The 11,286-nt window shown below is 41.7% G+C and carries 4 protein-coding genes; all 4 read right to left on the reverse strand.

Translation table 11 applies throughout. From position 1 onward, the window contains the following. Positions 1 to 428 precede the first annotated feature (428 nt). The gene (locus K350_RS27165; RefSeq protein ID WP_051312828.1) at positions 429 to 3,461 is read right to left on the reverse strand and encodes a glycosyl hydrolase family 95 catalytic domain-containing protein; all 3,033 of its coding nucleotides are present in this window, start codon (positions 3,459 to 3,461) and stop codon (positions 429 to 431) included. 11 nt (positions 3,462 to 3,472) lie between these two features. Then, entirely contained in the window at positions 3,473 to 5,998 is a 2,526-nt protein-coding gene (locus tag K350_RS30720) for a carbohydrate-binding protein (protein WP_051312829.1), read from the reverse strand. Between the two features lie 543 nt (positions 5,999 to 6,541). Beyond that, complete coding sequence (locus K350_RS31880) at positions 6,542 to 8,878, reverse strand: carbohydrate-binding protein (RefSeq protein ID WP_081670869.1); 2,337 nt, start codon at positions 8,876 to 8,878, stop codon at positions 6,542 to 6,544. Then, positions 8,875 to 11,220, reverse strand: a complete 2,346-nt coding sequence (locus tag K350_RS31885) for a carbohydrate-binding protein (protein ID WP_156026893.1) — start codon at positions 11,218 to 11,220, stop codon at positions 8,875 to 8,877. The genes K350_RS31880 and K350_RS31885 overlap by 4 nt, the downstream gene beginning before the upstream one ends. Positions 11,221 to 11,286: the final 66 nt, after the last annotated feature.

Raw genomic sequence — 11,286 nt, forward strand, 5'->3', positions numbered from 1 at the left:
TTAATTATACTCAGGTTAAAAGACAAGGTTCGGGAATTTAACAAATCCCCGAACCTTGTCTTTTACTATAAAAACCAAAGGAGTCATTACTACCTTCTCAAAGCTCACACTGCTAAATAGCCAGGACATGATAGCCCCTTTGAGTTGAAAAGCCTATTATGGTTGCTAACTTTTGAAAGATATCTGATTTTACTACCTCATATTTTTAATTACCTTCTGACTACTGCTATGCTCAATAATTTGTGCCACGTTTGTATTGCCAATATCCCAACCAAAGGACATGGCATTAGCCGTTTTCTATGAAGTGGAGAACATTTGGCCCATCGATGCAATCCATATAAAAAGCACTAGCATAAATAAAACGCTATCTTCTTTATGAAAACTCCAGTAAACAACTGATACATGGATGAATTAACAGAGCTTTAAGTTTATCGTTTGTTTAGTTTCATAATCTTGTTCCCTTTCGATCCACTCAGCACTAGAAAATAAATGCCTTGCTGTACATCTGGGCTTAGCGTTGTTCTGCCAATAGCTTTTCCTCTTGTGATTTCACGCCCCGCAACGTCAAGCAATTGGTAATTGTATTCGCCTTCCAAATCCATTGTGAAGAAATGATCGAAAGGATTGGGATAGACAAGGTTGGCATCTGTTTCCAAATCACTTTCTTCGAGCGAAGTGACTATCGCATTGTCAAATCTCACGTAATTGAGGTTGAAGTAATCTGCATCAAAGACAAGTCGTAAAGTATGCTTCCCTGAGGTAAGGGACAGATTTGGAATAGTGACTGTCTGCCATGTTTGAAACCCACCCGTATTAGGGATACTCACGGCACCCGTTATGTCCTGCCCGTCCATTTCAGCATGCATGGTTTTACCTGTTCCGTCTGTTGCCACTCTTAGTAACAAATTATACTTATCAGTTGTCCCGACATTGACGGTGTATTCCAGCCACTCCCCATTTAGAATGTAGCCGACATTGTAAGTTCCGTCCACGTCCCTGGTCATTTCGACATCCACTTCATCGTTTCTATAATTCGCGCCACCTTGGTTGCCGCTGGTATTTGCCTCATGAAAAGCTATTCCCTCACCTCCTATGTCATAATCTTCAGCTTCTATTTTACCGGGAATAGGCCAGGGAGTGCCTCCGAAAGGCATTGTACTATTGTTGTCTCCTTTTATGTTGAGTGAAGCATCAAGCACATATTTTTCACCAGGTTTTGTCAAATAGGTTTTGGTAATATTTCCATACCTCACACGAAGTGTATCACCTAAGAGCGAGGTGACAGTTGTTTGGGTCAGCTTCCCACTGTTCCATGTTATGTCGTCAACCAAAAATCCTTTTCTGGCCCTTAGTCCTTTGATATAGCCTGTTGGCCAAGCCGACGGCAAGGCAGGCAAGAATTGTAGTTCATTATTCTGGCTTTGCAACAGCATCTCGTTAATTCCTGATACAGCTCCAAAATTGCCATCTATCTGGAATGGAGGGTGGGCATCGAACAAGTTATTATACGTCTTATCAGGCGTCAATAACAATTGGATCAATTTAAAGGCGTGATTTCCGTCTTCCATTCGAGCCCAGAAGTTAATTTTCCAAGCCAATGACCAGCCAGTAGCATCATCCCCTCGTTCAGCCAAGGTGATTTTCGCAGCATTGTACAAAGTAGGAGTGCCTCTTACTGAAATCTGGTTACTCGGATACAAGCCATAAAGGTGGGAAATGTGTCGATTCTTGTCATTTGGGTTGTCCCAATCATCAAACCACTCTTGCAACTGACCATATTTACCGACTTTATGAGGGGGTAATTTGGCGATAGCAGCCTTTAGCTGAGTGCGTAAAGTAGCGTCAAGGTTCAAGATTTCAGAGGCTTTAATGGTAGAATTAAACAAATCTCTAATGATCTGGATGTCCATGGTGGGAGCAAAACAAGTCCAGTAGGGACCATGTTGTATTTCTGGAGAAGAACTCGGGCATGTCACTAAATAACCGTTTCCACTCACAGGTTCTGTCACCATACTATTCAAAAAGAACTGGGCTGCCCCCTTCATCGTGGGATATACCTCGGTTAAATAAGTGTTATTTCTTTCGAATTGATAATGTTCCCAAAGGTTATAGCAGAGCCATGCTCCTCCAGTTGGCCAATGCCCCCATGCTCCATCAATTGGAGCTGTTCTATTCCATAAATCGGTGTTATGGTGTAATACCCAACCCGCATTCACTCCCCAATGAGCCAGAGCTGATTGTTGTCCAGGAGCAACTAAGGACTTGGTTTTCTCTATCATTGGAGTGGCACATTCGGGCAAGTTTCCCGTTTCTGTCATCCAATAGTTCATCTGGAAGTTGATATTAGTTGTGTACTTACTTCCCCAAGAAGGATACATGTCTCTGTTCCAAATTCCTTGTAAGTTCGCAGGCTGACTTCCATGTCTTGAACAAGAAATCATCAAATAGCGCCCAAATTGATAATGCAATCTTATCAAACTTGGGTCCTTCGTTGTGGCAAAACCTGCGACGCGTTTGTCTGTACTTTGTGTAGCAGTAGCATTTGGCGTACCCAGATGGAGGTCTACTCTGTTGAATAAGGCCTGATAATCCTGAAGGTGATTTTTTAATAATTGAGTATATGTTTTTCCGTTAATAGCATTGATAACTTTTGTCGCATTCGCAACTTGGTCTCCACTCACATTATTATATGCATTGTAATTGGTACAGATAGTCAGATAGATCGTTGCGCTATTGGCTCCGGTTACTGTTATGCTAGTGCTATTTGCGGAAATTGTCCCACCTTCATTTTCTACTTTTACACGGTTTTGAAATTTGATAGCATCTGCCTGTCCATTCAAAATAAGTATATTGTTACCTTCATTAGAATTTGTTACAGGAGTTTGCTGAGAATCCATGTTCACAGAAAATGAAATTTTACCTGTTTGGCTGGCTGTTAGGCGAACCGCCATTACCTGATCCGGATAGCTTGCAAAATACTCCCGGGTATAGTTCACTCCATTATAGGTATAAGTAGTTTTTGCAATGGCAGTTTTAAGATCGAGCTCCCTGTAATAGTTGGTAGCGACATGCCCCGGGAATGTCAAATACAGGTTGCCAACCGGCAAGAATCTTTCTTGTCCAGAGCCTATCATGTTGGAAACAGTAGCATCGGCTGCTGTGTAGTTGCCTGCAAAAATCTGGCTTCGCGCAGTGGCGAGTGAATTAGCTGCTCCTGATTTATTGTTGTTCCCGGGGTACCCGCTCCAAACAGTACCTTCATTTAAACCAATGACATCTTTTGCCACAATCCCGTACACCATTCCACCCAAACGACCATTTCCTATTGGCAAGGCATCGGTAAATACGTCAGCAGCATCTTTGCTGTACCATAAGGTTAGATCACCGGGAGCTTGAGCATGGCCAAGAATAGTCAAAAGAAAGAGCCCTACCGATGTTAAAAACAAGCTTATTTTTTTCATGATACTTGAGGTTATTTTTTATGGATCTTCGAAAAATGGCTTCTACCATTGCTAATTACTTGAAGCAAATAGACACCGTTTTGCAATTCTTCTCCCACTGACACCGGCTCCTCGGCAGTCCCTTGAAGCATCAGCCTACCCGCAAGATCAACTATATTGTAATTGAATTTACCATGATAGGTCAGCATAAAGCTGTTCTCAAAAGGGTTTGGAATGACTGTTGGGTAGATAGAAGAAGAGCTTTCGTCCATTCCAGTAATGAGAGCACTAAAAGTAAAGTAGTTGATGTTTACATAGCTTGTTGATCCAATGGACAACCGTAGAATGTGCTGCCCCACCGTAAGTGGTACATCGTCTACCGAGGTGGTTGTCCAGGTTTGCCAACCCCCAGTATTCGGGATGGCGACATCTGTTGCCATGTTGTTACCGTCTATAGCGAAAGAGAATTTTCGTCCGTCCCCGTTGCAAGCAACGCGCAAGTCCAGTTTGTAAAATCCGGTTGCCAATACATCTATTGTATATTCCAGCCATTCACCCGAAGTGGCATAGCCAAGGTTATAACCTCCCCCCACATCGGTGCAAGCTTCCAAGTCCACATCCTCATCTGCACGGAAACCCACGGGCACTTCGCTTCCTGGGCTGTCATCAAAATAGGCTGTCCCATTGCCCCCCAAGTCATATTCCTCCACTTGGATTGTTCCCGGAATGGGATGCGCCAATCCGTTGTAAGGCCCTTGGGGAACAGTCACCTTAATATTTATAGTGGCTTCAGCGGTATTCCCTTGATTATCGGTGGCCACCGCTGTTACAATATACTTGCCCGCAGGAACATTTGTCCAGCCAAAGCTGTAAGGAGCCGAGTTGTCGGTAGACAAAAGCGTGCTGCCATTATAGAATTTGACATTACTGATGCTTCCGCTTGTGGTGGTCGCATTTACTGTAAGATTAATTGCGTCTCCTGTCACGAAGGAAGCATTATTTGCGAGAGCGGTAAATGCCGCATTTATACTTGAGTTTCCATATTTGTTTAAGTCTATGTGTATTTTGTCCACATCTGGTGCCCATCCCGATGTGTTTGAAAAGCGTATAGTGTTATAGTCCTTTTTCAATTGGATGGTGTAGCTTGCATTTTTGGATGCAGAAAAACTTCCCGAATTTAAATTGGTCAAAAGTGTGTCTTTCCCGTTGACACTCATTGTGACATTCCGGTTTTCACCACTCAGAAAAGTAAGCGTCAATGTGTATTTCCCTGTTACGCTTGCATACACATCTCTAAATTCCATGTAATTGTCTGCACGGTTGCCTATGTAGCTGGCTTTTGCTCCCCCGGAAGAAGAGCCATCAACGACTGGTCTAGCTTGGTTTGCAAGGACATTGTTATTTTGGGTTAGATTGTAGTTGTTCAACCAAGCATATTCGGCTTCAAATGTTTCCTGCAATTTGGATTTGGACCCCACCACTTTGAGCATGACCACTCCATGAGAAGGTACTGAAACTGAATACATGGAATCTTTTGTGCCTAAATCAATATGCGTCCAAAGGTCTCGTACCTTGGCAGCGCCTAACAAATTCAGGTCTTTCCACTTTATTGTCATTGTGGCTGTAGCTCCTGTTCGATTGAACAACACAACCGCCCGCTCCAGACTTTGCCTTCCGTTCAGGTTCTTAGCCCATACCTGCAATCCATTTCCATTATCGGTTACTATGTGAGCCTGCAACCCTGTTGTGTCCTGATTTACGGCTATCACCTCTGTATTGGTGAGTATAGTTTTGGTTTGTGTAGACATACGAGTCATGTCATTTCCCAATAGCAAAGGAGAAGACATGATGCACCACATGCTGAAATGGCTTTTGTCTTCCTCCATCGTCATGCCCCTTCCTACCTCCAGCATGTCCATGTCATTGTAATGTCCTTTGCTGCAATAAGGCGCCAGGTAATAATTGTTGTCAATGATTCTGGTAACGGCTCCCCATGTATTATTGATATCATTAGAAATTCGCCAAGAGTCTGCAACCGACGTTACCCAAGTCCCGGGAAACTGCCAGCGGCATACATTGTAGTTTACATCTGTGCGACCCGTATTCAAAATAGCATTCTTTATAGCAGTATAGCGCGTTTTTTCATCCAAGCCCTGCACACCTGCTCCACAATAATCTACCTTTAAGAAGTCGTAACCCCAGGTCTTAAAAAACAGATTGGCGTCGATCTGGTCATGATTGTAAATCCCCGCCCCTAACCCACCTGCTTGTCCCACATATGTATATCCACAGGTATTAGAGCCTGCATCTGTATAAATACCTGCCTTTAATCCTTTGGAATGGATATAGTCGGCCACCACTTTCATTCCATTGGGAAATTTGGCTGCATCTATACCAAGAGAACCGTCATTATTGCGGTTTTTAAAATATCCATCGTCTATGTTTATGTATTTGTAACCCGCTGCAGATAATCCTGATGAAACCATGGCATCGGCCTGGCCCTTAATGACAGATTCACTGATGTTAAAAGAATAATTGTTCCAGCTGGCCCAACCCATCAATGGGGGCTTAGGTGTACTGACCTGCGAATAAGCGGTGATAGATAGAAAGACTAAAGATACACTCGAAATCAAACGAAAGTATCGAAGTAAATTAATTGTTCCCATAGGTTTGCTACTTAATTCTTGATAATTTGAAAGACTTGCTTCCGGCGGCAATTATTACCTGCCCCATAAAAACCGGATACATATACTCTGTTTCTGCCCATACCGTAACAGGCGACCATCAATTCAACAATCGCTAAAATAAAAGCTGTATCCCTTGTCCCAATTTATATCGGAGTTATTAATTCCTATGGGATAGACTACAACAAACTAGAGAAGAATAAAGAGGCTGCATCACATTGACTCCAATTGCTCCACACGGCACTGGAAGCACCAAAGCCATCAATGACTGATTTGCTTTCCGCAGATGGACTAAAGCTTGTCCGTATACCTGAAGTGCGATTAAATTAAAAACTGTTAAAATAATTGGTTTACATTTCTCATAACTTTGATTCTTCAAGTAACCTAGGTTGTATCATAAGTCAAGTACCTTTATGTTTATTCTTTTATAATCTTTTGAATTAAAATACCTTCACTATTTTTGATCTTCAGCAAATAAACTCCCTTGCGAAGATTTTCCCCTATAACATCTCCTTCAATGGCAATACCTGTTTCAAGCTCAGAACCACTTAAATCTGAAATGAAGTAATCGGACTCATTTGTAATATTAGAGATCTGAAGACCTTGATCTGTAAATGGATTCGGATAGACCATCACTCCTTTCTCCGGATATGCCTGCAGGGAGGTAATCACATCGCTAAACTCGAAATAATTAATATTCATATAACTGGCATCGAAAGCAATCCTCATAACATGTGGTCCTGTCGCAAGACTAATGTCTTTTAAAGTCACCGTCTGCCAGGATTGCCAACCGCCTGTATTTGGAATGGTAACAGGCCCTGTAACATCTTTTCCATCCATTTCGATATGGAGTATTTTTCCACTTCCATCTGCTGCCACTCTTAGCCCCAGATCATATGTTCCTGAGACGGCAACATTTACAGTATACTCCAACCATTCGCCCTGAAGAATATATGCTACATTGTAAGTGCCCTCTATATCCTGAGTAGCTTCTATATCCACTTCATCATTTCTTAATGTTGCTTTTCCTTCGTTACCATTAGTATTGCTTTCATGATATGCAAGCCCTTCTCCTCCCAGATCATATTCTTCTGCTTCGATTCGTCCAGGAATTAAGTGAGATACTCCATTAAATGGTTCTTGTTTCAGTTCTTTGGTCAGAGAGAAGGAAACATAGTTCAGATTCACATAGTCTGTTGCTCCTATAGTAACACGCATGATCTGTTTACCTGCATTCAGTTTTATATCTTTCAATGTAACAGTAGACCATGTTTGCCACCCTCCGGTATTTGGAATTGTTATATCAGTAGCAACGCTGGCTTCATCCATAGTTACCGATAACTTACGTCCATCACCGTTGCAGGCCACCCTCAGATCAAGGTTATAAGTGCCAGTCTTCTGTACTTCAACTGAATATTCAAGCCATTCACCGGCGGTTGTCCAGCCAATATTGTAGCCACCTCCAACATCAGTGCAGTTTTCTATATCTACATCTTCATCATTCCTGAAGTTGATTACAGGAGTAACCTGACTACCCGGACTGTCATCACTATATGCAAAGCCATTTCCACCAACATCAAACTCCTCTAATTGAATGATACCAGGAATGACATGGGTAATTCCTTTGAATGGACCTTGAGGTAAGTTTACTTTGATTGTTATATTTGCTTCCGCTGTTTTACCCTGATTATCGGTGACCACAGCTTTTACCTGGTAATTCCCTGCTGGTACATTAGGCCAGGTATAAGAATAAGGGATTGTGTTATCAGTATTAAGTAAGGTGGTGTTGTTATAAAACTTCACATTGCTGATACTGCTATTAGGGGAACTTGCTGATACGGAAAGTTCAATATTACTACCTGCAACAAAGACTGCATTATTTGCTGGAGTATTAAATGAAATAGAAGGAGCAGTTACTGCAGGAAGTAAAGTTAGCATCTTCTGAGCATACCTCTGACCCAATGTTCGATATGAAGCCGAGGTAAAATGCAAATTGTCTCCCTTATGAGGAAGTCCCGCAGCAGAAATAACATAGGAGTTGGGAACAACATTCGGCATTGTAGCAATTACACCATTATGTCCACCACAAGCACCGCCTTCAGCAGTTGTAACAAGCTCTCCTACCAGCAATGGAACTTTAGTAGGATCCAAACCTAAATCTTTGATCAGATTGTCATAAATTGCTTTAACCTTTCCCGGCCAGGTATTTTGCATGTTATTAGTTTCGCCCTGATGCAGAAGAATTCCTTTTATAACACCATCTTTCTGTGCAATTTTTGCCACTTCAACCAGACGGGCATATGGGTTTCCTCCATATTGAGCAATTGTCCCCTGCATCCATGAAGGAGCTGTCGCAACATAAGAGCCATAATTATATTTATCAAAAAGAGCAATATCACAACCTCCAATCGCCACTGGCACAACACCAACTTTAATATTTGAAGGAAGATTGGCAACCATGGTCCGTCCAAAATAATCTGAAGGTCCTAAACCGGTATTGCATCTTACCAATGGAGGTGTGGCTGTTTGCCATTTTCCCAGAGTATATGTCTTGCCCCCTGATGAGCAATTGACGGCACCCATCACCTGAAATCTGCTATCAACGGTTTTATCCTGATTCTCAATCGTACCGGCTCCTTCCATATTGGACTGTCCGAAACAGAGATAAATATGAAAGTTCGGATCCTGAGAATATGACCTTTCTGAGATTAATATTAACAGGCTAAAAAGTCCTACATATAATATAGATTTCATTGCTTTATAATTTTACTGACAATAACACCATTAGTATTCTGTACGGACAATAGATATATCCCCGGCTTAAGATCGGAAGCAATAGTAAGTGAATCCTTACCCTCACCCGATTCTATCTTCAAGCCATTGACATGTGAAAGTGTATAAGTAAAATCTCCTCTTAAACTTATCTGCAAGCCCTCATTATAAAATGGGTTTGGAAAGACTTTTATATCTTCACCTTTAAGCTGTCTTGAAAAATTACCAGTAATTACATCCTTAAATTCAACATAGTTCAGATTAAGATAATCAGAATCAAAAACCAGCCTCATCACATGCTCTCCCTCTTTCAGACTGATATCATTGATGGCAATGGTTTCCCAGGATTGCCATCCTCCCGTATTGGGAATATTGATCGGACCAGTTACATCAGAACCATCGATTTCAATATGCATTTGTTTTCCATCTCCATCCGCAGCTACACGCAACTGAAGGACATATGACCCGGCAGAACCAATATCTACAGTATATTCAAGCCATTCGCCTTTCAGGATATAACCTATATTATATCCTCCATCTGAATCCTGAGTAGTTTCTATGTCCACCTCATCATTCCTCAATGATGCTTTTCCCTCATTACCATTAGTATTACTTTCATGGTAAGCAAGACCTTCTCCTCCATGATCATATTCCTCTGCTTCGATTCTCCCCGGTATCAGGTGTGCCTTGCCTTTAAATGGCTCCTGTTTCAGTTCATTTGTCAGAGTAAATGTAAAATAGTTAAGATTTACAAAATCTGTAGCCCCAATAGTGACACGCATGATCTTTTGTCCCGCAGTAAGGTTAATACCTTTTACTGTAACTGTTTGCCAGTTTTGCCAACCTGTTGTGTTTGGAATAGCTACATTGTTTGCAATATTAACTCCATCCATAGTCACCGAAACAGTACGACCTTCACCATTGCAGGCTGCACGAATTGCCAGATCATAGGTTCCTGCTGTTTTCACATCAACAGTATACTCAAGCCATTCTCCAGCTGCTGTCCAGCCAACGTTATATCCAGCTCCCACATCTGTACAATTTTCCAGATCTACATCTTCATCATTTCTGAAGGATACACCAGTTTCACTGGCAGGACTGCTATCCATGTAAGCAAAACCATTACCTCCTACATCATAATGTTCTAATTGAATGGTACCAGGGATAGAATGAAAAGCGCCATCATAAGGGCCCTGGGGCTTGTTTACCTTAACTGTTGTTGACGCTTCTGCGGTTTTCCCCTGACTATCTGTAAGCACAGCACGAATCGTATAGGTACCAGCAGCAACATTTGTCCAACTAAAAGTATATGGAGCAGTATTATCTGTATTAAGCAAGGTAGTTCCATTATAAAAACGTACATTGCTTAAAGTGCCGTTCGGACTAGTAGCAGCTGCAATTAGATTAATAGTAGCTGGAGCCACAAATGTAGCATTGCTAGCGGGAGCTGTCAGGGTAATAGAAGGCCCTGCATTTAAAGAGAATTTTTTCAAAAAATTCCAAAGTTCAATCGTTGTATGAACACCTGCATTGTCATTAGAATGCCAGTGTCCCTTGCCATCAAGAGAGATTAATGAGACCGCACTATTATTGCATGGTCCCCAATATTCCATTACCGATTTAGAGTTAGGTTTATTGACGGGATATGGAGTTGTTCTAGTGCCGGAAGAGGGGCACTGATTCCAGTTTCTCCACTTTTGAAGCATGGCCACTACTCCTTGTTGATTGCCATTAGGTTGGTAATAAACTACGTCATCTGCAGTTCCGTGAACGTGAATGATGGGCATGGATCTTGAACTGGCAACTACATTTGAAAACAAATAACCTGATACCGGTCCTATTGCAGCAACTTTATCTGCAATCTTGTTGGCGGTATGGTAAGTCATCATACCTCCCATAGAAAAACCCGATACATACACCCTGTTCCTATCGATACCGTAACGGGTAACCATAGATTCAATTATGGCTAAAATAAAATCCGTATCTCTGGTTCCGTTTATATCCCAGGAGTTATTAATTCCTGCAGGATAAACTACCACAAATTTTGCCGTATCTGCCACCAATTCCCATTTAGCCTGGCCTTTTTGATAATTAATATCCTGATTAAGCCCATGCATTGAAATCACCAAAGGTCTGTTTTGCTGAAGACCTGAAGGAGCATAAACAAACAAACTTCTGTTGGTACCTCCAACATTAAGTGTAGTCAGCTGCGCACTTGAAATCAAAGGCAACAATAACAGGTAGAATATTGAAAGCAAAAGATTTAATTTGCTACCTCCTGAACTTCTGCCCCATCTTCTTTCAACAATAAATGAAGGTCTCATCAACTCACTATTTGAGGTTATACATATAACGTTTTTCAAAAATTTATTCATAATGTTCCAGAGTTA

Source organism: Sporocytophaga myxococcoides DSM 11118 (assembly GCF_000426725.1).
Taxonomy (GTDB): domain Bacteria; phylum Bacteroidota; class Bacteroidia; order Cytophagales; family Cytophagaceae; genus Sporocytophaga; species Sporocytophaga myxococcoides.

Coding starts and splice junctions, on each gene's coding strand:
- K350_RS30720 (WP_051312829.1), bottom strand. CDS start 5,998: ATGGGTTGGGCCAGCTGGAACAATTATTCTTTTAACATCAGTGAATCT.
- K350_RS31885 (WP_156026893.1), bottom strand. CDS start 11,220: ATGAGACCTTCATTTATTGTTGAAAGAAGATGGGGCAGAAGTTCAGGA.
- K350_RS27165 (WP_051312828.1), bottom strand. CDS start 3,461: ATGAAAAAAATAAGCTTGTTTTTAACATCGGTAGGGCTCTTTCTTTTG.
- K350_RS31880 (WP_081670869.1), bottom strand. CDS start 8,878: ATGAAATCTATATTATATGTAGGACTTTTTAGCCTGTTAATATTAATC.